A 23691-nucleotide genomic window follows, 5' to 3' on the forward strand; every position below is an offset into this window, starting at 1 on the left:
AACCCTTCAATATAGTGGCAGCCTGTTGTCCTGGATCAGGATCTCCAGTTTGTTCGCCACATCTTCCGTCCAGGCGGCATTCCCGGTAAGCGCCTTCGGAAACAAGCCTGGCAGGCCGAACAGAGCTGCCGAAACCGCTCCGCCATTGCGCGGCACACCGTCGAGAAGTGCTGCAATCTCTCCCGCCCGCGGGTCACGCAGTTCGTAGCGTTCGCCATTGCGATCGATGCCGATAGCGTAGCGCATCCAGGCGGCGACGGCGATTGCATAGGTCTCCGCCTTGCTGCCCTTGGCAAGCGCTTCCGTTGCTGGTTCCAGCAGACGCTGCGGCAGTTTCTGCGTGCCGTCCATGGCGATCTGATAGGTGCGGTGGGCGATCGCCTTGTTTGCAAAGCGTGCTATCAATTCGTCCGCATAGGCGTCGAGATCGATGCCGGGAACCGGATCCAGCGTTGCCGCCGCCGCATTCATGTGCCGGCGCGCAAGTGCTGAAAGTCCCGCATCATCCATGACGTCGCGGATGAATTCATAGCCTGCTGTATAGCCGAGATAGGCGAGCAGAGAATGCGCGCCGTTCAACATGCGCAGCTTCATCTTTTCATAGGCCGAGACCTCCTCGACCATTAGCGCGCCGTGAACCTTTTCCCAGGCCGGACGACCGTTGACGAAATGGTCCTCGATCACCCATTGGGTAAAGGGTTCCGTCTCGATTGCCGCCATGTCCCAGCGGCCCGTCAGCCGCTTGGCATCGGCATAGGTCGCATCGGTGCTTGCCGGCGTGATGCGGTCGACCATCGTCGAAGGAAAGGGCACGTTCGCCTCGATCCAGCCATGCAGTTCCGGATCGATGCGGGCAGTGAATTCCAGCACCAGACGCTTCAGCACCGCGCCGTTGCTCGGCAGGTTGTCGCAGCTAAGCGGCGTAAAGGGTGTTATGCCCTTCTGCCGGCGCCGTGCCAGACCCTCGACGAGATAGCCGATGACACCGTGCGGCGCATGCCGATTGGCAAGGTCGGCGACGATATCGGGATGCTTGAGGTCGAGCCCTCCGGTTGCCGGATCGAAACCATAGGCCTTTTCCGTCACTGTCATGCTGACGATGCGGATATCAGGGTCTTCGAGTCGTGCTAGCAGGCCCGCCGGATCGCGCGGCGCCACATACGCCCCAAGGATCGAGCCGATGACATGAGCCGTCGTGCCCGAGGTGTCGCGGATCAGCACCGTATAGAGCCCGTTTTGGGCGGACAGATTATCCGCGACATCGGGGGTGCGCAGGCTCGCCACTTCGATGCCCCAGTCACCGCCGGCAGCAGCCAGAGCGCCATCCGTGAAAGGCGCGAAATGCGCACGGAAGAAGGCGCCGGGGCCAAGATGCAGGATGCCGGCCTTCAGCGCATTCCGGTCATAGGCAGGAAGCTTCGCTGTCGGCGCAAGGCCGGTCACGTTCTGCAGTTTGTCGCTCACAGCTTGTAGGCCTTCTTCGCATTGTCATAGGAAAGTTCGCGCGCGACGATCTCGGCTTCTTTCCTGGAAATCCGGTGCTCGACGGCGAGCTGTGCCAGGAAACGGCAGATCTCGCGGCGCCAGACATCATGGCGGGCGGGGATCGACAGCAGTGCACGCGTATCGTCATTGAAGCCGGCGAGATTGGCAAAGCCAGCCGTCTCCACCACTTGGTCGAGGTAACGGCGGATGCCAAGCGGGCTGTCGTGGAACCACCAGGGCGGGCCGATCATCAGGCAGGCCCAATGGCCGGCCATCGGCGCGAGCTCCCGGGCATAGGTCGTCTCGTCGAGCGTGAAGAGCAGGATGCGCAGGCTTGGTGCATGGCCGTATTTCGACAGCAGCGCGTTGAGGCCGCCAACCCAGTCGGTACGCGTCGGAATATCGGCGCCCATATTCGGGCCACGCGTCTCGAAAAGCTCGCGGTCGGTATTGCGGCGCGAACCGGCATGGATCTGCATCACCATGCCGTCCTCGGCAGAAAGACCGGCCATTTCCGTCATCATCTGCCCGCGGAAAAGTTCAGCATCGGCGGCTGAAAGCGGTCCCTTCAGCGCCTTGTCGAGCAGCGCTTGCTTCTCGGCAAGCGGTAGATCGGCGGTAAAGGCGGTCGGCACGCCGTGGTCGGTCGCCGTCGCTCCGAACTGGCGGAAATAGGCGCGCCGCTTGCGATGTGCCTCGATGAGGCCATCCCATTTGGTGATGTCGCAGCCGGTGATCTCTCCGAACTTGATCAGATTGTCGCGGAAACCAACGGCATCGGGATCGGTGACGCCGTCAGGCCGGTAGGTTGTGCGTACTTTGCCGATCCAACCGTCCGCCGCCATCTTCTGGTGATGCGGCAGCGGATCGAGCGCGCCTTCGGTCGTGGCAATTGTTTCGATGCCGAAACGCTTATGCAGTGCCCGCGGCCGGAACTCCGGAAGCTTGAGCTGCGCATTGATGTGGTCGTAAAGCGCATCTGCGTTATCAGTCGTCAGTGGCTCGGTGCAGCCGAGCACGGCTGACATGGCATGATCGACCCAAAGGCTCGACGGGGTTCCGCGGAAAAGATGGTATTGGGCGGCGAAAGCACGCCAGATATCGCGGCCGCTCGAAACCGTCTTGCCGTCGAGACGCGGTACACCGAGCTGGTCAAGCTTGGTGCCGGTGCTGTGTAACATGCGGAAGAGATAATGATCGGGAATGACAAGCAGCGAAGAGGGGTCTTCGAAGGCCTTGTCGTCAGCGAACCAGGACGGTTCGGTGTGCCCGTGCGGGCTGACGATCGGAAGAGCGTGCACCGTCTCATAGAGATCGCGCGCTATTGTCCGCGTTGCCGGCTCGGCGGGAAAGAGCCGGTCCGGATGAAGAAAGCCATTGCTTACATCCATCAGTTTTCCTCCCTGATGGATAACGGCCTACCCCACATCATTAGACGCGGCAAGGGCTTTTGGTAACCAGACGGTCCACTTTCGGAATCGTTTTTATGGGGGCTCGAAACCATTGACGCCCCCGCCTATTTCGGCTTTGGAATGCCACCTGATATCAGGGGAGAAAACCGATGTCCGACGAGGCAGCCCGCATTACAAGGCTCGAAGAAATGCTGGCCCATCAGGCTAAGACGATCGATGAGCTTTCCGATCAGCTTGCCGAACAATGGAAGGTCATGGAGCAGACGCGCGCCAAGCTTGACCGATTGACCGAGCGCTTTCTGAGTATCGAGGAGCAATCGCTGGAAGCGCCGGCGATTACCAAGCCGCCACACTACTGAGTGGCCATGCCGCCGAACCCTCCGCGGCGCCGCCCGAAGGCTGCCTGCAGCAGGAAAGCGGTTTCGCGCTTTCGCCCTTTGCGATATAGCCCGGAAAGACGAAGCTGAACGAGAGACATCCCATGGCGGCCACCATCCGTTATCATCAGGGCGATATTTCCGCGGCGGATGCCGCCCGTTACACCGGCGCGATCGCGATCGATACCGAAACGCTGGGCCTTGTGCCGCGCCGGGACCGCCTTTGCGTCGTGCAGCTTTCGCCGGGCGACGGCTCTGCCGATGTGATCCGCATTGCGGCCGGCCAGAAGGAAGCGCCGAACCTTACCGCGCTGCTCGCCGATCCGTCGCGCCAGAAGATATTCCATTACGGCCGCTTCGATATCGCCGTACTCTTCCATACGTTCGGCGTCACCGCGACGCCGGTCTTCTGCACGAAGATCGCCTCGCGCCTCATCCGTACTTACACGGATCGCCACGGCCTGAAGGATAATCTCAAGGAAATGCTCGACGTCGATATCTCCAAGACGCAGCAATCTTCCGACTGGGCTGCTGAAACACTCTCGCAGGCGCAGCTCGAATATGCCGCCTCCGACGTGCTCTACCTGCACGCGTTGCGCGACAAGCTAAATGAGCGCCTGATTCGCGACGGCCGCCTGGAACATGCGACGGCCTGTTTCGAATTCCTGCCGACGCGCGCCAAGCTCGATCTTCTCGGCTGGGAAGAGGCGGATATCTTCGCCCATAGCTGAGGTTATCGGACATGCAGGCAAGGTCGTAGACTGGGCGTCTTCGGCCGTTAGCTATTCGTTAAGGTATTTTCAGTAACATTATTCTTAATTTTTATGCATTCGACGGCGGCGAAATACGCCGATGCGGACAGGAGGATCTGCCGGGATGCAAGGGGCCGGATGAGCGCGGTCTCGTTGTACGACCTGCTTTCATAGCCACTTTGCGAAAGGAGCGTGCCTGTGTTGTCTCCCATTCGTTCGGCGTCCAATGCAAGCCTTTCTTCTCAGGGTCAGACGGCGGCGATCGTTGCCGGTGGCCTCGGCCGATCGGTGGTCGCCCCCACCCCGGTAAATGCAGTTGAAGCAGCAGACCTCAATGCCGCGATTGCCGGCAAGCTCAATATTCTGCTCATCGCCGCGCGCCAGCGCATGATTGAAGCGCTTCTCGACATCATCAATGCTACGGGACGCACCATCGCGCTGCAGCGTGGTGAAGGTGAATCCGATCAGGCCTTTGCCGCCCGTGTCGCTGATGCCATCCGTCGCATGCCCGACGCCGAGATCGATGCGGTCGAGCACCAGCTTTCCGATGACGGACATAGCCTGCCGTTGAGAATGATTGCCGCAGCCCTCAAGGACCCGACCGGGCCGGAGGCCACCCGTGTCATCGCCTATCTCGAGATTATCAGCTACAAGGACAGGGATCTCGCAGCCCGCGCCGTTGTCCGCTCTTATCGCCAGAACGATGCCGCGCCGCTGCCGCGTACCGAGCCGCGGCCGGAAATCAAGCTTCAGGGAGAAAACCTGCCCACTGCACGTCAGTCCGCAGCAAAAACGGCTGAAAATGTAGCGATGCCTGCTGCCGAAGAAATCGTTCCGGCCGAAGCGACTGTTGTCGTGGCGACCGATCCAACCGTTGAGGATCAGAAGACCGGCAGTCAGCCCACGGCAGCGGCGCATGAAGCTTCATCGCAGGCAACTACGCCGAGAGAGACAGAGGAAGTCCAGGTCGCACCGGCAGAACAGGAAGTGATCGAGCCGGAACAGGCCGAACCCGCTCTCGAGCAGCAGACAATCTCCGCCAAGGCTGATCCGGTTATCCCGCGCAACTGGACCGGCATCGCCAGCTCCATGACCGAACAGGTTTCACAGATGATCGCAACGATCATCCGCGAACAAGAGGCAACTGTCCTGTTGACGGACACGCCTGTCGAAGCCGCCGTTGAAATCGATGCTATCCTGGACGAGGCCGTCATCAGCGAGGCGACGGAGAGCCTGGTTCGCACAACCCCGGAAGATGTGGTCGAGCCTGCATCTGCCCAGGCCGCCCAGGCTTCTCGGCCGTCCCAGGCTGAAATCACCGCAGTTGCCCAGACGGCGCGTCCCATCAGGGAAATCGCCGCACAGCCGCAGCCGGTTCCCATCCCGGTTGTCGAGGCGCCTTCCTATGTTCCGCTCACAGCCCGCATGCCGGAAGGGCTTCCCTACGCGCAAACGCCTTACCAGTTCGCCCGCGATGAATATAAGGCGACCAAGGCCGATGACCCCCCTCGTCGCCATCACGAAAACGGCAGCTCGCAGGATCAGCAGCAACAGCCGCAGGCGCAATCCGGTCAGGGCGGCGATGAACAGCAGGCCGGCGGAGAGGAAGCCCCGCGGGAGGAGCGGCGCCAGCCGAAAATGTTTGATCCCGATCCGTCTACTGCTCCGGCAACGGTCGCCGACCCGGTCTATGCTCTCTACCAGCGCATGGTCGGCTGGGAATAGTCAGGAGCAATTCCAGCAAAAGTGCTCAACGATTTTGCGTCCGGAATTGCCTGGGTACAAAGAACTCCAGAAACCTCCCAAAACGAAAGAACCCGCCGGATCGCTCCGGCGGGTTCTTCATTTCAATGCATCAGCGAAGGATTATTCGCCGCCGCGGTTCTTCAGAGCCGCGCCGAGGATGTCGCCGAGCGAAGCGCCCGAGTCGGACGAACCGAACTGAGCAACGGCTTCCTTCTCTTCCGCGATTTCCAGAGCCTTGATGGACAGCATGATCTTGCGGTCCTTCTTGGAGAAGTTGGTAACGCGGGCGTCGACGGTCTGGCCGACCGAGAAGCGCTCAGGACGCTGCTCGTCGCGGTCGCGGGCGAGGTCGGCGCGACGGATGAAGGAAGTGATGTCCTCGTGGTTGACGAGCTTCACTTCGATACCGCCGTCGTTGATCGCGATGACTTCGCAGGAAACGACTGCATTCTTGCGCAGGTCGCCGGAAGCTGCTGCTTCGCCGACTGCATCCTTGCCGAGCTGCTTGATGCCGAGCGAGATGCGTTCCTTCTCGACGTCGACGTCGAGAACGACTGCCTTGACAACGTCACCCTTGTTGAACTCCTCGATGACCTGTTCGCCCGGACGGTTCCAGTCGAGGTCAGAGAGGTGAACCATGCCGTCGACATCGCCGTCGAGGCCGATGAACAGGCCGAATTCGGTCTTGTTCTTGACTTCGCCTTCGACTTCAGTGCCGGCCGGATGGCTGCGGGCGAATGCTGCCCACGGGTTTTCCAGCGTCTGCTTGAGGCCGAGCGAAATACGGCGCTTGGACGGATCGACTTCGAGAACGACGACTTCGACTTCCTGGCTCGTGGACAGGATCTTGCCGGGGTGAACGTTCTTCTTGGTCCAGGACATTTCCGAGATGTGGATCAGGCCTTCAATGCCCGGCTCCAGCTCGACGAACGCACCGTAGTCGGTGATGTTCGTAACGGTACCGGAAATCTTCTTGCCTTCCGGATACTTGGCCTGGATGCCATCCCACGGATCGGACTCGAGCTGCTTCATGCCAAGCGAGATACGGTGGGTTTCCTGGTTGATGCGGATGATCTGAACCTTGACCTGCTGGCCGATGTTCAGGATTTCCGACGGATGGTTCACACGGCGCCATGCCATGTCGGTGACGTGCAGCAGGCCGTCGATGCCGCCGAGGTCAACGAACGCACCGTAATCGGTGATGTTCTTGACGACGCCGTCAACAACCTGGCCTTCTTCGAGGTTCTGAACGATTTCAGAACGCTGCTCGGCACGGGATTCTTCCAGAACCGTACGGCGCGAAACCACGATGTTGCCGCGGCGCTTGTCCATCTTGAGGATTTCGAAGGGCTGCGGGTTGTGCATGAGGGGCGTAACGTCGCGGATCGGACGGATGTCGACCTGAGAACGCGGAAGGAAGGCGATCGCACCGTCGAGGTCGACCGTGAAGCCACCCTTGACCTGGTTGAAGATAACGCCTTCGACGCGCTCGCCAGCTTCGAACTTGGCTTCGAGCTTGATCCAGCTTTCTTCGCGGCGAGCCTTCTCGCGCGACAGAACAGCTTCGCCAAGCGCGTTTTCGATGCGCTCGACGTATACTTCGACTTCGTCGCCGACCTTCAGCGAACCGTCCTTGGCACGTGCGCCGAATTCCTTGAGCGCGATGCGGCCTTCGACCTTCAGGCCAACGTCAACAACGGCGACATCCTTTTCGATGCCCGTGACGATACCCTTGGTAACATAGCCTTCAGCCAGATCGTTCTTGGCAAAGGACTCTTCGAGAAGGGCCGCGAAATCCTCGCGAGAGGGAGTAGCTACTGACATAAAATCTCCTGCGTGGCCTTCGATAGCTTCAAGGCTCACGTATGCGCCGGTTGGTTCGAGTTGAATGGGCCTGAACCCAGTCCGCCTTCTTTCAAGAAGGCAATCCGGCGCGTGGACGGAATTTCAGGCTTGCTTTCGCACGAGCGTCCCGCGCACGAAGCGCGGAAAACCGCTTGATTAGGCATTTCGGCTCAAGGCGGCGTCGATAAACGACTTAGCGGCTTGAAACGCGGCCTCTATACTCATTTCCGACGTGTCAAGCAAGTGCGCATCGACTGCCGGTTTCATCGGGCTGTCCGCCCTGTTCATGTCGCGATCGTCGCGTCGCTTGACGTCTTCGAAAATCGCCTCGAAATCCGCTACGCCGCCCTTGCTGATGATCTCGTCGTAACGGCGTGTTGCGCGCACTTCTGGCGACGCCGTCACATAGAGCTTCACAGGTGCCGCGGGGCAGACGACAGTGCCAATATCGCGCCCGTCGAGAACTGTTCCCGGCAGCTTCTCGGAAAACCGCCGCTGCGCCTCAACGAGCGCCCGGCGAACCGCCGGCATCACGGCAATTTTCGAGGCGGCTTCGCCAATCTCATGTCTCGACAATATATCGCGATCGAGACCCGCGAGTTCAACCTCGAGCGCCATCTTTTCAGCGACCGTCTCGTCATTGAGCGGGAGCCCGGCATCGATCAGCGCCTTGGCGGTCGCCCGGTAGGTGAGGCCGGTGTCGAGATGGTGAAAGCCGTACTGCTCCGCGATCCTGCGCGAAAGCGTGCCCTTGCCTGCCGCGGCAGGGCCGTCGATGGCGATGATGAAGCTGCCGGTCATGAAGTCATTCCGTGCCGAGGCCGCCGTAACGGCGTACCAGTTCCTGCATTTCGGCTTGCTCTGCCATCTCATCGAGGCCATTGGCAATACCCTCGCGGTCGGCGACCGGCCGGTTCTGGCTCACCTTCCATTTGCCTTCGATCTCGGCGATTTCGATTTCGACACCGATAATGCCCTTGAGCTGCGCACGGATAAATTCCTCTGGCGCATCGCCGACCGACCATGGTTTCTCACGCTGGCCCTCATGTTCGCCGGTAATTGCATTGATCTGCGCAAGCAGCCAGCCAGCATCCTCGATCACCCGTGCCAGTCCGCGTGCCTGCACAATCGCATAGTTCCAGGTCGGCACCACTTTGCCGGTCTCGGCCTTGGTCTGGTACCAAGACGGTGTGACATAGGAATCCGCGCCCTGGAAGACGGCAAGCACCGGCGCACCTGCGGCAATGTCCCGCCACTGCCCATTTGCCCGCGCCAGATGCAGCTGCAGCGTTCCCTTCTCTGATGCGCCGGCGTCGAGATGGAAGGGCACGGAATTGGCGATCAGCCCGGAAGCCGCCGCCGTGATCAGCAGGCCAAGCGGATGCGCACGGATCAGCGCATGCTGCACATTGAGATCGTCTTCGCGGAAATGTGGTGGCTGGTACATATCAAGCCTGCTCGATCTTCGCCCCGAGGCTCTTCATCAGATCCATGAACTGCGGAAAGCTGGTTGCAATCATACTGCTGTCGTCGATACCGACAGGATGCTCCGAAGCCAGCCCCATGACAAGGAAGCTCATGGCGATACGATGGTCGAGATGCGTGATGACCTGCTCGCCAGCAGCATTGCCAAGCCCCATTCCATCCGGCCGGCCGGTGACGGAAAGCGAGTCCTTGCCTTCTTCGCATTCGACCCCGTTGAGCTTCAGCCCTTCCGCCACAGTCGAGAGCCGGTCCGACTCTTTGACCCGCAGTTCCTGCAGGCCATTCATCACCGTTCGGCCCTTGGCAAAGGCGGCGGCAACGGCAAGAACCGGATATTCATCGATCATCGACGGTGCCCGCTCTGTCGGAACGGTGACGCCGGTCAATTCCGAATGGCGCACGCGCAGGTCCGCGACATCCTCGCCGCCCGCAAGCCGCGGATCGAGGATCCCGATATCGGCGCCCATCTCCTGCAGCGTCAGGATCAGTCCCGTCCGCGTCGGGTTCATCAGCACATTGGAAATGGTGACGTCCGAGCCCGGCACCAGCAAAGCCGCCACCAGCGGGAACGCGGCGGAGGAGGGGTCGCCAGGCACGTCGATCGTCTGGCCGGTCAGCTTGCCGCGGCCTTGCAGCCGGATCGTCCGCGTGCCGTCCCTGTCGGTCTTGATCGAAAGTTCTGCGCCGAAACCAGCCAGCATCTTTTCGGTATGGTCACGCGTAATCGCCGGCTCGATAACCGTCGTCACACCCGGTACATTGAGACCGGCTAGCAGCACCGCCGATTTCACCTGCGCCGAGGCGACGGGCAGGGTGTAGCGGATCGGGGCCGGCGTTTTCGGCCCGCGCAGCATCACCGGCAGGCGATCGCCCTCCATGGCTTTTACCTGCACGCCCATGCGGCGCAACGGATCGAGCACGCGGCCCATCGGCCGCCGGGAAAGCGAGGCGTCGCCGGTAAAGACGGTGTCGAAATCATAGACGCCGGCAAGGCCCATGATGAGGCGCGCGCCGGTGCCAGAATTGCCAAAATCGAGCGGAACCTCCGGTGCAAGCAATGCGCCGTTGCCTGTTCCGTTGATGATCCACGCGTCGCCCTCCTTGCGGATCACGGCACCTATGGCCTGCATTGCCTTGCCGGTATTGAGCACATCCTCACCTTCGAGGAGCCCGGCAACGCGCGTTTCCCCCGATGCCAGTCCGCCGAGTATCAGCGCGCGATGCGAGATCGACTTGTCGCCGGGAATACGGATGATTCCGGAAAGCCCGGAGGATCTGCGGGCGACGGCCGGCTTCGATGCGGAACCCTGCGACATGGGTTAATCCCTTGCAAAGGCAATACATTCAGGCCGCTCACGCCTCGGTGCCGGGATGTTTTTCCGGCGGGCCTTGCAGCAATCGCGGCTGGTTAGCACGAACTTGCCGAACGGTCATCCGGAATGGCGGTGAAAAGCCTGAAGTGCCCCGTGAAGTTTAGCTTTGACATGAGAAGCCGTAGCGATTATGGGGACCGGCTTATAAATTCCGAATAGAACGCCGGTTTGACGGCATTTGCCGAATTTCTCATTCGGCCATTCTCACGAGGCTTATAGTGGCGAAAGCGGAACTTGGTACAAAGCGCACTGATCCGGAAACCGGCAAGAAGTTCTACGATCTGAACCGGGATCCGATCGTCTCCCCTTATACCGGCAAATCCTATCCTTTGTCCTTCTTCCAAGAAACCTCGGCACTCGCCGAAGTTCAGGATGAGGACGAGGTTGCCGAAGTCGATACCGAAAACACCGAAGTCGAACTGGTTTCGCTCGAAGACGCCGATGACGCCGCTTCCGGCGACGATATCCCTGATATCGGCGACGACGACGTCGAAGTCGAAGGCGATGACGACGATACCTTCCTCGAAGTTGATGAAGATGACGAGGATGACGACATGAGCGACATCATCGGCGTCACCGGTGACGAAGACGAAGTCTGAGCGAACGAATACCGGCCCGGATGACAAAAATTTCCCGGGCCGGATTTTTTAGGCTTGCCATCTGCGAAAACCGCAAGTAATAAGCCGCCACTCCAGAGGGAACGCCTTGGGAGTATCCCAGGACCGGCGCAAGCCGGACCACCCTGATGGGGCTATAGCTCAGCTGGGAGAGCGCTTGCATGGCATGCAAGAGGTCAGCGGTTCGATCCCGCTTAGCTCCACCAAATTCCTATTTTTAATTGATTTCCCTTTTGAATCAATATCATGCTTGGGTATGTGTGCTGGCTGAGTACCCAAGAAAGTACCCAGGGGCAGCACCCAAGTTTTCCATTGCCCGCGCTGGAATCCTTGGCGGGGACTCCGCGCATTATACGAGCCCACCGATTCTACAGAGCAAATCTGCCTAATGTTGCTCGCAAGTTTCTCAGCAGTTATGAAGCTTCCAGCGTCACGCCTACATAACGACGTCAACTTGACGCTACCCCGTAAGGTCTGCTTCGCCGTGAACCTTAGCGCAACCAGGAGTGCGGCATTCTAAAAACTGGAAGCTGGTCTCAGTGAGAGGGGACTCCATGCGCTTGGTGCAGCCCAACCCGCCTGTGGACAGATAAGCATTTAGGTTGAAACAATCAGCCTATACACCCTAAACTGTGGCCTCATGGCGGGGGCTCGGGATGCCAGATTGGAAGGGACTTTTCTCGAGTGTTACAAATTGGGAGGGGTGGGCTCATTTTAAGCTCGAATACCCTGCGGCTGTCACCCCAAGCAGCATTTTCGGGCTAGCGGAGTATTTAGCTGCGCTCGCGATGTTCCTAGTTATTCTCACCACATCGGACTACCGTTATCGGTACCGATTGTCCTTAACTCGGATAAATCTTCAAAGAGTGGGCTTCTGGGCAACCGCACTCATTGGCGCGTCTTTGCTTGTGGTGGACATCTGGTTTGCTAATGGCCTGCCTGTGCCCAAGCTGTTATCGAATCAAGCGGACTTAAAGGCGGCTCTCGGAGCTGCTTTTATGACATTGCTTCTTAGAGTCTTTCATGTCGCACTTATTTCCCCACCCGTGTTCAGCAGGTGGAACGCTAAGCGTTTCCTTTCCGTGCATTATAGCCTCATCCACGAGGGAAATGCTGAAAAGCTGATTATCGTCGCGGAGGAATTGCGCAGGTCAGCGAGCCGAATAGTCAACTCGGCATCCAAGATCGGCAACACGCCTGATAGCAAGGTTTCCGACGACTCAAAATTTGCTTACAACTTCCTTCTGCTGATAGGAGATAGGCGCTTTTGCCGCTTAGTAGTCGATAAGGTCCCAAGCCTTGCCTTAGTGCTGTTCGAGGAATTCCAAAAGCATCCCAGGGCAGATCTTCCAGTATTCCAATTCGCAAGAAATATTGGCCAGCAATTTATCCTCAATCTCTCCTCATCTTACTATCAAGAGGACAGCGGTTACTACAGCGGGCTTCTGGGTTATGACCAGCCCGTCACAAGGGCCGTGTTCGGAAATTACAGGTTCATCGAGCGGTGCGCCGAGCGCGGCGCGTCGCCGCTGGAGGTCGATCTACAAGGCGAACTGGGTGGAGAGCAGACTAAGGGGGCCTGCAGGGCCGGGCTCGCATACCTGAAGGGATATCTTGAGGCAACCAAAGGACGCCGACACAGCCACTCCTATGCGCTCCACAGGCTGTTAGCGGCACTCGGCCATACTGCGGGCGGAGTGCATGTGCTTGATGGTAAGACCGATTTTTATGAGCATCCCTCTTATCATCGCCTCAAGGCGGTGACTGACTTTGTACACAAGGCAATAAGCCTGATCGATGAACACGCAGACCCACCGGAAAGCATAAAGCCACACGAGCGATGGCATGATGTGTATGACGGCATCGCAAATGTTATCTTCGAAGTTGTGATTGCCGCGTCATCGGTAAAGTCTCCAGATTGGACGGCTTGGGAAATCCAGCATAATGCGGTCTGGGGACGAATTTTTGGGTTTAGCGACGGTCGAGCTAGCCGAATTATTGGCAAGAAGGTCAGTCGTCTCCTGTACAATGAGATCCGACGAATGGACGAGTGGCCAAATTTCAAGGGCGCACATGCTCTCGGTTTCTGTCTGTTGGTTTTGGGGCTGTCGCCAATTGATCGGCGTAGAGGTCACCGAAGAGAAGATTCTCCACTTCAAGCACTCGCTGCTCGGTGGGCGACCAAGAATTATGCGCGCCTCCTCAGTGATCATCCAGAAGTGGCCGCCGCTTGCTTAATGGGCTCGGTGACGTACGACAATGTTGGGCATCGTTTCGTGAAAACGTTTGCCGACCGCACACGCAAAGAACCTCAAAAAGAATTTCTGAAAGTAACCCAGCCTCGAAGGGAATCTCCCAAAGCTGCTAGCCGCGCGCGGCCCCAGCAAACCGAATGACCACGCCCTATTGCTTGGCAACAATTCCGGATGAGGGTGGTCTAAGCATTCACCGATAATCGACGTCGGAACTGCACCAATTTTTCTTTTGGCGCGCCTCCAGGTACGAGCAAAGCCCTCTGAGGAGCACGGCGCCGACCTCTCGCCCTTCGACCCCTTGATCTCAATCTGCAAGCCGCGATATTCCAAGAGTTCCTTGAGCCGACTTTTAGCTATCAACGCCAATTTGCACTCCGTGGGCCACTTTGTATGGCTGCCGATTTCCGCGGTGTCTATGCCCCAGACGAACGGGATGCCGCCGCCGAGCAGCCGCTTGAGCTGCCCATCGCAACGCACGGTGTCCCCATCTACGGCGGTGAACGAAGCGCACACGGGTAGGGCTGCCGCTGTGATCGTGGCAGGACCTACTCGCTTGAGGGCTGTTTTTGGGATAATGCTCCCAGACCTGTCCGTCTAAGCAGTAGCCGATGACGGGATTTTAGCTGTTCTAGCGTCGGGCGATGATAGCTTGGTCTGGCTGAGCGGGAGGGGCGGTAGCCTCGTCAAGCCACTGGATCACGTCCCCAAGCTGATCCTTGACATGCATGGGCCCGGTGGCGGTTTCAAGCCGAACCATGCCGTGCTCAGCATCAAAACAGTAGCTTACGATGTGGGCCGATGAGACCGCAATCTGCGAGCCGACAGATGAGCCTGCTCCCAGCGTAAATGACACAAACTTCATCAATATTCTCCGGTGAATAAATAGGGCGGATCGTATTCGGGCGGCCAGTGATCATCAAGGAAGTCTGGCTGCTACTGCATAAAGTTTGCAGCGATGAAGATCGAGACGGCTCTGGGAATCATTAGAGCGATTGCTAGCGAAATTGCCAACGAGAGAATACCTGCAGCCCACGCAAAGGCTCCCGGCTTGATCCATCCGAATTTTTCGTTGGCGGAATTCAAGGCATACTTGAAGAACAGCGTCAGGTAGCTCATCAGGCTTAGGGCCACGACGCCATTGATTACAGCCAAAGTCCAATTGAATTGCTTCGCTACAGCAATGTTGAGGGCTGCAAGGATTACAATGCTTTCAACAGTCGTGATGACCACCTCTTGCAGCTTCTTAGCGTTTTCCCAGCCCGATCCCCAATGCTCTGCGTTCTCATAGTCCTTCTGCTTAAAGAACCGCGCTAGGATCGACATCGTGAACCTCATTGCTGTCTTCGACATCCCTCCCATAGTTTTGGTGGCAACGATAGGTAGGGCATCGGGAAACTCACAACGAAAGCGGCGAGAGACTGGCTTGTGATTTCATGAGGCTGGCTTCGAGTCGGTTTCTTGGGAGTTCCTCGCTCTGTCGCGTTGAGGCCGATGAGGAAGCGCAGGCCCCGCAGTGAAGTTCCAGCGCATCTTTGACCTCCCGCATGCCCTTCAGGCGGCTCAAGGGAAAAGTAGGAGACTGGAAGGGGACCTGAGGCCCTTTTTGTCGTCAAAGCCGGAAGCCGAAATGGATTTAGGGGTCACGCATCTAAGCGGTGATCTACGTGACAGTGACCGCGCGATTTCCCCCCGGTACCCCTTGATGGGACCCATTCTTACCGCGTCTCGTGCACTCCCCCTGGCATCAGATCGACTTACCGGTGGCTGGCTTCTCGCAGCCCTTGCAGCGCCATGAATAGCCGCCAAAGGAGCAGTGTCGAGAAGACCATGCATAAGAAGTTTGAGGTTGCCAAAGCCCATCCAGTGAACGCCCCACTCCATAGCCCCATCTGTGTTTGGGTTACGAGGCTTAACAATGGCGTTCCTACAATGATAAAGGTGATAGCGCGGATACTTATCTCCGTTGCCACAGCTTTCCATCCATCGCCTAAGGGCGTTGCAAATAACCACAATGAATTGCTAGACTGGCCTTCATCAGAGAATACTTCAAGCGCGCGAATGGTGCTCACCGCGCCAAATAACATCGCGGCCATAAGAATGTTAAACGTCTGCAAGAAGGGCCGTGCTGGAAGTTTCAAGCCAGCAAAGTCAACTTCGGAAGGATCTGTATAGGCGTCTTTCAAGGCTGCTAACAACACAGGGTCGCTCAGCGTGATCTTTGCGGAATTCGGGTCTATCCCCTCAGCCCTCAAAAGGGGTCGCAACTTCCACCACCACCAAGGTTTATCATCATCAGGATCTACTCTGAGCCCCGGTTTCTCATCCATAATAAGGTAGTGATATCCCGGCTTCTTGCGTAAAATTATATATTCGTCGCTAGGTTTATCTCTGCGCGCAATAAGATAATTATAGAACGGCAGTCCTCCAGTTGGAGTCGTCTCGGGTAATTCGGTTTCTATGTCGAATTTCACGACTAACGGGTCAAATATAGCAAACTTTATCCCCGAAAAGTGGATTTGGTGGGGATCATCGTCCTTGATAAAGAAGAAGGAAGACGGCGGAGTAGGATAAAGAAACACCTGCAGGCGGGTTTCGGCAGGGTAGACGATATCGATAAAAAACTTGTCCAACCGATGCCCGCGCCAAAGCCCAGGTCCCGCTACCAATACACCCTCAACGGGACAACCAGTATAACCTAGCTCTCCGTCCGGTTTCTTTGATCGATATAACGGATCTGAGTCAGAACAATACGGGGGCGTGTAAAAAGACTTTTCGTGCTGAGGGGTTTCCTTATAGAGCGATGAAACAAAGTCCTTAAGAGTCAACCACGCTAACAGATCGTCCCAAGCAGCGCGGTACGAAAGGTTTTCCAAGGTGTTTATCGAGAGCAGAGCAAAGATCGCAATCGCCACCAAGTATGCTTGGATCTTTGAGCGCGCCTCTTGTACTACCTCCTTAATCTCAGACATATAAATCTCGCGTCAATTAACATTCCTTCCCAGCCTATGCGGCCAATACATTACTTAAATACGGCAAGAACGCTATAGTTTAGTCTCAATAGGGCAAGCCCTTGTGAGTCTCGCACTAAGCCGTTCAAGCAGTCTCACATAAGTGGTGTTGACATTTTGAGACCATTGGTATCTCATAGTCAATGAATTATGTGAGACTATGGGGACGCCATTATGCCAGCAGTGATGATTGGTTATGCCCGCACATCCACCACCGACCAAAAGGCGGGGCTAGAAGCGCAGCTCCGCGACCTACAAGCGGCGGGATGCACAAAGATATTCCAAGAGCAGCTTTCCTCTGTGGCGAACGAAAGACCCCAGCTTGAACGTGCGCTTGAGTTTGTCCGCGAGGGGGACGTGCTGGTGGTCACGAAGCTGGACCGTCTTGCTCGCTCGGTGGCGGACCTCGTGGCCATCACGGCGGCGCTGAGGAGCAAGGGTGTTGAGCTACGCGTCCTTACAATGAACCTCGACACCTCTACGCCGACCGGAAAGCTCATGCTGAACCTGTTGGGGTCTATCGCAGAGTTCGAGCGAGAGCTGATGTTGGAGCGGCAGCGGGAAGGCATCGCCAAGGCGAAGTCAGAAGGGAAATATAAGGGAAGGGCACCTACGGCCCGCAGCAAGGCGGACGAGGTGTTAGCCCTCAAGGCAGAGGGTAAGACCCCGGCAGAAATACAGGCCGCATTGAGCATCAGCCGTGCGAGTGTGTTCAGGATATTGAAGGAGTGTTCTATTCCTGAGGCAACTGCCTGAGGCCCCTACTGCGCCAACATCCTCAATAGTCCTTCTGTTGCATGCGGCGGAAGCACATTGGCTGCTCCATGCATGCTGACAGGGCGGCCCCGTATTGGCGGCCTTGCTCGGTTCTTGGGAAATCGTATTCGCTATATCTATAGCCGCCCCAAAGACCAGCAGCGAGAATGATGGGGTATGCCCAAGTGGCGATGGCTCGCCTGACGGGCCGGCCTTTCGCCGTCCTCAGCCAGGAATTCGAAACTGCTAGCAATACCACAAAGGAAACCATGAGGCCGATGATAAAGCCCTTGGGGTACTGCGACAGCGTGGGTAGCAACCTAACAGCCATCTTGCCCGACCCCAAGACCACACCATAGGCAACAGCTCCCGTCGCTATGTAGCAGGCCAGTAACTCGAACAGCTCTCTGATAGGCTCAGGCTCCCCGCCGGTCGTCAGACGGTTCATTCGCGGCGGCGTTGTCTTGGTGGTTTCCATGTCGGCTTCCCCTGAGGCTTGTGCCCACGAGCGCCCTCGCAAGCTTGCCTCCATGACCCATGATCGGGGAGTTCGAAACCAACTCGGTTGGCCTTGGGGCCTTTAGCTTACGAGAAGCCTGGACATACGCCACAAGCTCCCCGACCAGCCAAGGTCAAGGATTGGCACCATTCCGGTTTGTGCCATACCGCCGAGTTCCGGGTTTCGACGCCCAGGAGCGCCGCGTCTGCGCTCACCTTCGTGTAGCCCATCTCCCATCTGCTGCCAACGGGGCATCCTGGACCTCGCGACGACATCGTGCAGGGATCAGCCGACAAGGTACCTAGGTAACCCCAATAGATCCTCCCCGACATCCAGCCCTACGCCATCACCAGGAGCAACGCGCCCCTAGGGCCTGACCTACCAACACGCCACCCCTCGGGATAGGTAACGACACCTATGGCAGTAGGTACATCAGGGCCACAAGGCACACAACAAGGCAATAACCAAAGTAAAGTACCAGGGTGCCAGCATCACACCAGGCAACACCTTGGCAGCATATCAAGTACACCCCCAGGAAACACCATATATCTCCGATAATGCAGGAAAATATTTGCTTTTTCCGAAGGAAATACATGAATTAAACTTGACTAAATCTTTATTGCGGGCCAAATCGGATTTGTGGCGCACGCCACTTAACCACGCAATGAGAGTGAAATGAGTGATCTGAAAATCTTTATAAGCGCCGGGGCAGATGATTCCGCTGAGCTGACTGGCGATCATCGTCCATGTGCGTACGTCGCCTTTAGAACGGACGGCAACAGCGAGTCGCGCTTCTGCGGGCAAGGACATCTTTTGGATATGAACGCTGCTATGGCTGAAGGCCTATTGGCCGCGTTGACTGACTTCTTCCCGATTGATCCAACGAGTGACTTCGGGCTTCTGCCGGATATTGAGATAATTTGCCCGGGCCCGGGCTTCTGGAAGCGCGTAATTCAAACGTGCGAAGCCGAAACGTCAAATCCTCACCGCGCTCGGGGTCTGGATCAGCACGACTGCTGGAAAAAACTCGCAGTTCTTGCGGCAACTCTTGAGTTGGCCGCCCCTCGCAAACCCTCGTCGCCTTCGGAGAGGGGAATACTCAATCGGGTTACGGAACAACGCAAGAAACTTGCAAAAGAGGCAATTGGCAAAGTGCCGCGTGACGCTTCAGGTATCTCAGTGTCTTGGCGGGAAGACATGGAGCCGAACCGTTGAGGCAGCTGCCCAAAGTCGGTGCTGACATTTCGACGTGCGAACACGGCAAGCAGCGGTGCGTGGTCCCAGGGTGCAGCCAACTGGCCGAACTGTCCGGTGGAACGGGTCTCGCTCGGTTCCACTGCCGTCACCACGTTCAGCATAAAGCTCGGCACGGCTCCCACTGGCACGGGACTTATAGGGCGTCTGAGTTGGTCCCCTACGTGAATAGCGCCGAGCGTTGGATAAAGGGCCACCGGCAGGACTCAGCTTACCGAGGAACCTATTGGGAGCTGGAGCACTTTATGGCGGGCGTGGGACGTGTTGACCCTGCGATGAACTTGCGGGGCCAATCGGCGGAGTATCGCGCTCGGATCGCCTTTGCGCGTATGCGGGCGGCGGAAATCCCCACTCGGCGGCTCATCGCCATCTATCTCGGCATTGCAGCCCTGATTGAGGATGATTATGGCAGCCATCGGACCCGAGAGTTTCGCATCGTGCAAGCCGCGAAGGCTGTCCATAGGCTCGCCAGCGGCACTCACCGCAGGTGGAATGCTTGGGACCCCATAACGGGCGGAACGCGACCTGTGGAGCTTCACGCCTATCCTCGCTCATCCGGGCACGTCCTGAGGAAGATCGGGGAGGTGCTGGAGAAGGCATGTGATGAGCTTGCCCGCGCGGTGGTGCCCGAGGTGATCGCTATGCGGACGCAGCACTTTGGACCCCATCCATCTCATCCGCCTGTCGCTCAGGCGTCCTAATCAAAATTAAAAGTCCTCGCCACCGTTTGATCTCCTCTCGGGGGCGGGGGCGCGCATGTTGGAGCTGATCTTGCTTCCTCAGAAATTGTCAGCCGAGAAGGCCTTGCCTTATGTCCTCCATTATGACGGATGGTTGTCCGCTGGCGGTGGCAGCCTCATCGCATTGGCCAAAAGCATCTTTGACATGCTTGCCGCTCCGATCATCACGCCCGGAAGGAAACCTAGAGCCGACGCGGCGGAGCGCCGAAAGCTTTGCTGTGCAACGCTCGTAACAAACCTTGTGATGGTCACTCTAAGCCCCGTTCAGTACGTCGGTCTTGCGGTGCCATTGAAGAACGAAAAGCTCAGCCGATACGACCGCAAAGATTTCAACTCCGATGTCCTGAGGTTGGTGATTGAGGAGGCCGAAAAAGCAGGTCTGGTTTCAGTCCAAGAGGCTGTCTTTAAGGAGCTTCGGACAGTTGTCGCCCCTACGTCGCGCTTCCGGCAGCTCGTTGCCGCTCACGGGGTATCTCTGGCCGATATCCATCACCTGGAAGGCCGCGAGACCATCGAGCTTTGGGCAGGTAGCAGGAGGAGCGGCCACAAGACGCCAATTGACTACGTGGACTGCCCGGAGGCGGACGACATGCGAGCCCAGATGGCGGCAATCAACGGTGTCCTCACCGATGCCGATATCCGCCTTGGCGGTCAACAAACCGGCCCCATCCACCTCGTGCGAAAGTTCCGTATAGATGAGCCCGAAGATGCTCGTACGTTCGACCGCCATGGCAGGCTCTATGGCGGTTTCTGGGAAGACTTGCCGAGGGATCAACGCCATTTACTCACGATTGGCGGAGAACGAGTGGTGGACCTCGATTTCGCCTCCATGTTCGTTCAGCTCGCATATTGCCACGTAGGAATAGAGCCACCCGCTGGCGATCTGTACGCAATCCCCGGACTGGAGGACCACCGAAAGGCCGTCAAATCTCTGATGGTCTCGCTGTTCTTTCGAAACGCGGCGGCGCGGCGGTTGCCTGTCGGCAGCAAGGAAGCGCTCCCTCCTGGGTGGACTATGGAGAGGTTCAAACACGCTGCGTGCGCCCACCATCCTGCAATCGCTCCCCTCTTCGATACCGCTGTGGGATTTCAGTTGATGGCGGTAGAAAGCGAAATCCTTGTCGGCATTCTCCTTGAGCTTGGCTCAAAGGGCGTCGCCGCCTTGCCAATGCACGATGGTATCATGGTGGCAGTCAGCCAGAGGGAATTTGCCATCGCGACAATGCAGAATGTCAGCGCCGCCAAGGTGGGCCGGTCGCTGCCGGTGGTCGAAAAGCCGATCAATGGGCCGCCGATAAATAACTCCCCCCTATGGAGCTCTAGGACTGGCTCAGAGGGAATAGACCTTACTGATTTAGACCCCATCATCACCTTCAGCTCAATGGCGGCATACAGGTACCCTTGAGGCTGTATCTCAAAGTGACCGACATAGGCGGCCCAAAGCTCTCTTCTGGCAAATGCTTTTAGGGAGGAGATGGTTGATAGGCGATCTATCATCAATGTAGACCACAAAGCCAAACTTCGTGCCCGGCATCAGGTTTCTCAAAGCCTACATTGCACGCAGTCGTTGAGAGAAAGGTGATGGGGTCAACTACCGCACCGCTTCTATAGTCAGCTTGCAGGCTCAACCTCAGTGTGTCACGCTGCCAAGTACCACAACCCACGCCGCTATGGTAACAGATTGAGCGACCCCGGCTTCTCCCTCGAAGAAATCCACGAGATGTTAGACGGCATTGAGCGGAGCCTTAGCAGGCTGAAAGCAGCCAACCTCCACAATAAGCTCATGCCTACGACGTATATCCCAGAGGCGGTATCCGTCTTTATGGATTTCGAGCTGAACGGCGTTCTCCATGACCTGGGGATCAATACTTCAGTGGTAAACAAGCTGAAGAACTTTGACGCGAAGCTTAGAGCCCCCGCGATGATAGCCGCGCTCAGCAGAGCTCGCAGCTACCTTCGAACATTGGAAAGTGAGCACGGCGGTGGCGGATCATTTTCGGACGACGAGATAAACCAAGATAACCTAATTCAAGACCGGGCGGACGCGAACCCACCCCAGCCGATTCAAGTTTGGACAGAACAGTGGGTCTATGTGAAGCGTGGATCACGCGCCAAGGAGATTATCGCCGCTGTCTCGGAGCTGCTTGACGAAGCCGTGCTTATAGCCAAGACCACAAATCTGCCCGAAGATCAGGCCGCATTGACCGACATCGAGCGTGCGCAGCTCATTGCGGTTTTGGAAACCACACTTGCTGTGTTGAAGGCTCCAATGGTCGAGCCCGGACTCTTGAAGAAAACTGCCCGCATTGCCAAAGAGGTTGCCCAGAGAACGGCAAAAAAGAAAGCTGAAGAGGCCCTTGGTGCCGGCCTTGATCATGTTGCTCAGAGAATTTTAGAACTTATCGCGAGTTTAATGTAACCTTGAGCCGTGGGCGACTGCCGGGGCGAAGGTGATGGGGTCTGGCGTTTTCAGGAAACTACTGCTGGGATTGGCCATGCTGTCCCTCGTCGGCGCACCAAATGCCAACGCCTGCGGTCAACCCATTGTGCTCTCCAACTGGAAGTCATGCGCGGTGGGGCCCTTAAGCGAAACCGGAGGCGATGCCGATTGGAAGGCTGTCCCGAAGTGGACTCGAAGCAAGGACCTCAGGCCGTGGTTTATGGACGATCCTCGCCTGCTCGCCAATCATGGTCTGTGTAACGCGAAGTTCCATCGGGTCGTGCTCTGTGCGCCGGGATGGCAGGAGAGCGACGACAAGGAGGCTTGCTGGTACGCAATTTGCAACGGCTACCAGGCGTCCATCAGGGACTGAAGACAGCCGATTTGTCTCCACCCGCAACTAGACAAACAGCACTGGTGCTGCTCAACCTTGCGTTATGTCTGACCAATTGATTCTCGTTACTGATCACGGCACACAGCTCAATGCTAAGATTGAGTTGCATGAGCAAGGACTCGTTCTGCACAGTCGCAGCGGCACCGACCGCAACCGCGATTACCGCGCAGCACTCGAAATGCTGCTGTCCCGGTTAGATGGCGCACAGATTACCTACCGAATCTATCTTGATAGCCAGCCGGTTCAGGGGATTGATCTTGCTGATCGCGAACTTTCCTTTGATCGGTTGTCGCCTGTTGCAACGCGGTTTGACGAACTTGTGCGGGCGATGAATAAGGGCAGCTCCAGCCATGGCGCTTGGCGACGGCTATTTATTGAAACTTCTGGTACGAAACCAGTGCGGCTTCGCCAGGTTGTTGAAGGTCAACGCAACATAACACGCCTACCGGCGAGCGAATTGAGGAAGGTTACCACCGCCCATATCCACAATGCCGTCCAGAAGCTTCTTGGCGGGAGTGACGCTCCAAACTTCGCTCCGTCCCGCGACTATGACGCATTTACCGATACTGGCATTCCCCTTGCGCCCAAGAAGGTCTTCGGTCTGGCCCTTAAGGAGGCGCTGGGAATAGAAGCTTTTCCTGGGCACTTCAGCGCCGGATGGGGTCAAATCAGCTTCGAGCTGCTCGAACAAGCAGACCTCTGGATCGCGCGGAAAAAAGAGGGAGTTGCCCGCCCCAAGCCTGATCCTAAGGTGATCGAGGCACAGCTTGGCGATTTTGTGCCGACTGAAGAGGAGCGTAGCTGGATTGAGGGTAACCCGAAAATCGTCTCTCACCTGAAGCGTGAAAGGGCCCCGGGTTTAGCGAAGGAAAAGCGGGAAGCTTTCATTGCAGAGCATAAGCGGCTTTTTTGCGAGGACTGTAAGTTTGACCCTATGGAGAAATATGGCCCAGAGGCAGGGTCCGCGTGCATCGAAGTTCATCACCACCGAACTCACTTAGCGAATATGGAGCCCGGTCACAAAACGAGCATCGAAGACCTGAAGTGCTTGTGCGCGAATTGTCACCGCGTGCTTCACCGCAAGCTGGCTTTAGGGCTCACTGTTCCGTAAGGCCGATCGCCCTGGCGCAACGCCTTAAACTGGCCCCTATGAGCACGGCAGCTTTGTCAATCGCGGGAGCCATGGTGGGTGTAAGCCATCGGGAGTGGGTCAGCACGGTCAAAATCGGCAACGGCTTCCAGTATTTATATCG

20 protein-coding genes and 1 tRNA gene are annotated in these 23691 nt (G+C 57.5%); 12 read left to right on the forward strand and 9 right to left on the reverse strand.

The features are described from left to right. Nucleotides 1–6 precede the first annotated feature (6 nt). Nucleotides 7–1464, reverse strand: a complete 1458-nt coding sequence (locus AB4Z13_RS27265) for a mannitol dehydrogenase family protein (protein WP_439016978.1) — start codon at nt 1462–1464, stop codon at nt 7–9. Continuing rightward, nucleotides 1461–2876, reverse strand: a complete 1416-nt coding sequence (gene uxaC, locus AB4Z13_RS27270; protein WP_439016979.1) for a glucuronate isomerase — start codon at nt 2874–2876, stop codon at nt 1461–1463. Before uxaC ends, AB4Z13_RS27265 begins: the two co-directional genes overlap by 4 nt. A gap of 170 nt (nt 2877–3046) precedes the next feature. Between uxaC and AB4Z13_RS27275 the strand changes: the two genes are divergently transcribed. The 3 genes from AB4Z13_RS27275 (at nt 3047) to AB4Z13_RS27285 (ending at nt 5751) form a co-directional block, all read left to right on the forward strand. Continuing rightward, a complete protein-coding gene (locus AB4Z13_RS27275; RefSeq protein WP_439016980.1) occupies nt 3047–3256 on the forward strand; it encodes a SlyX family protein in 210 nt (69 codons plus the stop codon). Nucleotides 3257–3378: 122 nt separating this feature from the next. After that, nucleotides 3379–4005 carry a ribonuclease D gene (locus AB4Z13_RS27280; RefSeq protein WP_007814121.1) on the forward strand — a complete coding sequence of 209 codons (627 nt, stop codon included), beginning with the start codon at nt 3379–3381 and terminating at the stop codon, nt 4003–4005. 219 nt (nt 4006–4224) lie between these two features. Further along, on the forward strand, nt 4225–5751 hold the full coding sequence (locus AB4Z13_RS27285; RefSeq protein ID WP_439016981.1) for a hypothetical protein: 1527 nt from the start codon (nt 4225–4227) through the stop codon (nt 5749–5751). Between the two features lie 141 nt (nt 5752–5892). Here the strand turns inward: AB4Z13_RS27285 and rpsA are convergent, their stop codons facing one another. From rpsA to aroA, 4 genes are all read right to left on the reverse strand, one after another. Next, nucleotides 5893–7596 carry a 30S ribosomal protein S1 gene (gene rpsA, locus AB4Z13_RS27290; protein ID WP_037100373.1) on the reverse strand — a complete coding sequence of 568 codons (1704 nt, stop codon included), beginning with the start codon at nt 7594–7596 and terminating at the stop codon, nt 5893–5895. A 177-nt stretch (nt 7597–7773) separates the two neighbouring features. Continuing rightward, entirely contained in the window at nt 7774–8418 is a 645-nt protein-coding gene (cmk, locus tag AB4Z13_RS27295; protein ID WP_439016982.1) for a (d)CMP kinase, read from the reverse strand. Nucleotides 8419–8422: 4 nt separating this feature from the next. Beyond that, entirely contained in the window at nt 8423–9064 is a 642-nt protein-coding gene (locus AB4Z13_RS27300) for an FMN-binding negative transcriptional regulator (RefSeq protein WP_442207322.1), read from the reverse strand. Between the two features lies 1 nt (nt 9065). Then, nucleotides 9066–10418: a 3-phosphoshikimate 1-carboxyvinyltransferase gene (gene aroA / locus AB4Z13_RS27305; protein ID WP_439016984.1), complete on the reverse strand. Its 1353-nt coding sequence runs from the start codon at nt 10416–10418 to the stop codon at nt 9066–9068. A gap of 275 nt (nt 10419–10693) precedes the next feature. On the opposite strand from aroA, the gene AB4Z13_RS27310 reads away from it, so the two are divergent. From AB4Z13_RS27310 to AB4Z13_RS27320, 3 genes are all read left to right on the forward strand, one after another. After that, complete coding sequence (locus tag AB4Z13_RS27310) at nt 10694–11074, forward strand: TIGR02300 family protein (RefSeq protein WP_113320477.1); 381 nt, start codon at nt 10694–10696, stop codon at nt 11072–11074. Between the two features lie 148 nt (nt 11075–11222). Further along, nucleotides 11223–11298: transfer RNA gene (locus AB4Z13_RS27315), tRNA-Ala, on the forward strand. A gap of 450 nt (nt 11299–11748) precedes the next feature. Continuing rightward, nucleotides 11749–13488 carry a hypothetical protein gene (locus AB4Z13_RS27320; RefSeq protein ID WP_442207323.1) on the forward strand — a complete coding sequence of 580 codons (1740 nt, stop codon included), beginning with the start codon at nt 11749–11751 and terminating at the stop codon, nt 13486–13488. 792 nt (nt 13489–14280) lie between these two features. On the opposite strand, the gene AB4Z13_RS27325 is transcribed toward AB4Z13_RS27320, so the two are convergent. Beyond that, a complete protein-coding gene (locus AB4Z13_RS27325) occupies nt 14281–14682 on the reverse strand; it encodes a hypothetical protein (protein WP_442207324.1) in 402 nt (133 codons plus the stop codon). Nucleotides 14683–15101: 419 nt separating this feature from the next. Beyond that, nucleotides 15102–16316 carry a hypothetical protein gene (locus tag AB4Z13_RS27330; RefSeq protein ID WP_442207325.1) on the reverse strand — a complete coding sequence of 405 codons (1215 nt, stop codon included), beginning with the start codon at nt 16314–16316 and terminating at the stop codon, nt 15102–15104. A 213-nt stretch (nt 16317–16529) separates the two neighbouring features. Between AB4Z13_RS27330 and AB4Z13_RS27335 the strand changes: the two genes are divergently transcribed. Then, nucleotides 16530–17111, forward strand: coding sequence for a recombinase family protein (locus AB4Z13_RS27335; protein ID WP_442207326.1), 582 nt, complete (start codon nt 16530–16532; stop codon nt 17109–17111). Nucleotides 17112–17133: 22 nt separating this feature from the next. Here AB4Z13_RS27335 and AB4Z13_RS27340 read toward each other — a convergent pair whose 3' ends face one another. Continuing rightward, nucleotides 17134–17589 (reverse strand): hypothetical protein, encoded by a 456-nt coding sequence (locus AB4Z13_RS27340; protein ID WP_442207327.1) that lies wholly within the window; start codon nt 17587–17589, stop codon nt 17134–17136. 696 nt (nt 17590–18285) lie between these two features. Between AB4Z13_RS27340 and AB4Z13_RS27345 the strand changes: the two genes are divergently transcribed. The 5 genes from AB4Z13_RS27345 to AB4Z13_RS27365 all read left to right on the forward strand — a co-directional run bounded on the left by AB4Z13_RS27345 (nt 18286) and on the right by AB4Z13_RS27365 (nt 23549). After that, complete coding sequence (locus AB4Z13_RS27345; RefSeq protein ID WP_442207328.1) at nt 18286–18825, forward strand: hypothetical protein; 540 nt, start codon at nt 18286–18288, stop codon at nt 18823–18825. A gap of 795 nt (nt 18826–19620) precedes the next feature. Continuing rightward, nucleotides 19621–21009 (forward strand): hypothetical protein, encoded by a 1389-nt coding sequence (locus AB4Z13_RS27350; protein WP_442207329.1) that lies wholly within the window; start codon nt 19621–19623, stop codon nt 21007–21009. A gap of 276 nt (nt 21010–21285) precedes the next feature. Continuing rightward, nucleotides 21286–22023 carry a hypothetical protein gene (locus tag AB4Z13_RS27355; RefSeq protein WP_442207330.1) on the forward strand — a complete coding sequence of 246 codons (738 nt, stop codon included), beginning with the start codon at nt 21286–21288 and terminating at the stop codon, nt 22021–22023. Nucleotides 22024–22099: 76 nt separating this feature from the next. Next, on the forward strand, nt 22100–22417 hold the full coding sequence (locus tag AB4Z13_RS27360; RefSeq protein ID WP_442207331.1) for a hypothetical protein: 318 nt from the start codon (nt 22100–22102) through the stop codon (nt 22415–22417). Between the two features lie 64 nt (nt 22418–22481). After that, nucleotides 22482–23549: an HNH endonuclease gene (locus tag AB4Z13_RS27365; protein ID WP_442207332.1), complete on the forward strand. Its 1068-nt coding sequence runs from the start codon at nt 22482–22484 to the stop codon at nt 23547–23549. Nucleotides 23550–23691 lie beyond the last annotated feature (142 nt).

Origin of the sequence: Rhizobium sp. YAF28 (genome assembly GCF_052113285.1) — a bacterium.
In the GTDB taxonomy this organism is placed as follows: domain Bacteria; phylum Pseudomonadota; class Alphaproteobacteria; order Rhizobiales; family Rhizobiaceae; genus Rhizobium.

Bases quoted from the DNA above. Each gene is read 5' to 3' on its own strand.
- AB4Z13_RS27345 (WP_442207328.1), top strand. From the start codon at position 18,286: ATGAGTGATCTGAAAATCTTTATAAGCGCCGGGGCAGATGATTCCGCT.
- AB4Z13_RS27300 (WP_442207322.1), bottom strand. From the start codon at position 9,064: ATGTACCAGCCACCACATTTCCGCGAAGACGATCTCAATGTGCAGCAT.
- AB4Z13_RS27330 (WP_442207325.1), bottom strand. From the start codon at position 16,316: ATGTCTGAGATTAAGGAGGTAGTACAAGAGGCGCGCTCAAAGATCCAA.
- AB4Z13_RS27350 (WP_442207329.1), top strand. From the start codon at position 19,621: ATGTTGGAGCTGATCTTGCTTCCTCAGAAATTGTCAGCCGAGAAGGCC.
- AB4Z13_RS27365 (WP_442207332.1), top strand. From the start codon at position 22,482: ATGTCTGACCAATTGATTCTCGTTACTGATCACGGCACACAGCTCAAT.
- cmk (WP_439016982.1), bottom strand. From the start codon at position 8,418: ATGACCGGCAGCTTCATCATCGCCATCGACGGCCCTGCCGCGGCAGGC.
- AB4Z13_RS27280 (WP_007814121.1), top strand. From the start codon at position 3,379: ATGGCGGCCACCATCCGTTATCATCAGGGCGATATTTCCGCGGCGGAT.
- AB4Z13_RS27275 (WP_439016980.1), top strand. From the start codon at position 3,047: ATGTCCGACGAGGCAGCCCGCATTACAAGGCTCGAAGAAATGCTGGCC.
- uxaC (WP_439016979.1), bottom strand. From the start codon at position 2,876: ATGGATGTAAGCAATGGCTTTCTTCATCCGGACCGGCTCTTTCCCGCC.
- AB4Z13_RS27320 (WP_442207323.1), top strand. From the start codon at position 11,749: ATGCCAGATTGGAAGGGACTTTTCTCGAGTGTTACAAATTGGGAGGGG.
- aroA (WP_439016984.1), bottom strand. From the start codon at position 10,418: ATGTCGCAGGGTTCCGCATCGAAGCCGGCCGTCGCCCGCAGATCCTCC.
- AB4Z13_RS27360 (WP_442207331.1), top strand. From the start codon at position 22,100: ATGCTGTCCCTCGTCGGCGCACCAAATGCCAACGCCTGCGGTCAACCC.
- rpsA (WP_037100373.1), bottom strand. From the start codon at position 7,596: ATGTCAGTAGCTACTCCCTCTCGCGAGGATTTCGCGGCCCTTCTCGAA.
- AB4Z13_RS27325 (WP_442207324.1), bottom strand. From the start codon at position 14,682: ATGAGGTTCACGATGTCGATCCTAGCGCGGTTCTTTAAGCAGAAGGAC.
- AB4Z13_RS27335 (WP_442207326.1), top strand. From the start codon at position 16,530: ATGCCAGCAGTGATGATTGGTTATGCCCGCACATCCACCACCGACCAA.
- AB4Z13_RS27340 (WP_442207327.1), bottom strand. From the start codon at position 17,589: ATGGAAACCACCAAGACAACGCCGCCGCGAATGAACCGTCTGACGACC.